The organism is Pseudomonas sp. SIMBA_068, from assembly GCF_046534705.1.
GTDB classification, from domain to species: Bacteria; Pseudomonadota; Gammaproteobacteria; order Pseudomonadales; family Pseudomonadaceae; genus Aquipseudomonas; species Aquipseudomonas putida.
On sequence record NZ_JAWRYI010000262.1, the window covers coordinates 1 to 306 of the forward strand.

Annotated in this window: 1 pseudogene; it reads left to right on the top strand. The window is 40.8% G+C overall.

Going from position 1 to position 306, the window contains the following annotated elements:
• Positions 1 to 306, top strand: a pseudogene (gene secD, locus SB756_RS29105) (protein translocase subunit SecD); the annotation flags it as partial.

Here is a 306-nt window from a genome sequence, read left to right on the forward strand (position 1 = left end):
CAGTGTAGTAGACAAAGTAAACGCAACCCTTAAAAAACATAACGTAGCAGTTAAATCAACCAAGCTTGAAGGCGGTCAAATACTTGTTCGTTTTAAAAATGTTGAAGAGCAATTAAAAGCACAAGATTTACTGCGTGACTCGCTAAGTGACGATTACATTTCAGCCATTAATATGGCGCCGGCTCAACCTCTTTGGTTAAAATCCCTTGGCGGAAATCCAATGAAGTTAGGTCTAGATTTAAGTGGTGGCGTACATTTCACCATGGAAATCGACATGGCAACAGCGGTTGATAACCAGCTTGAGCA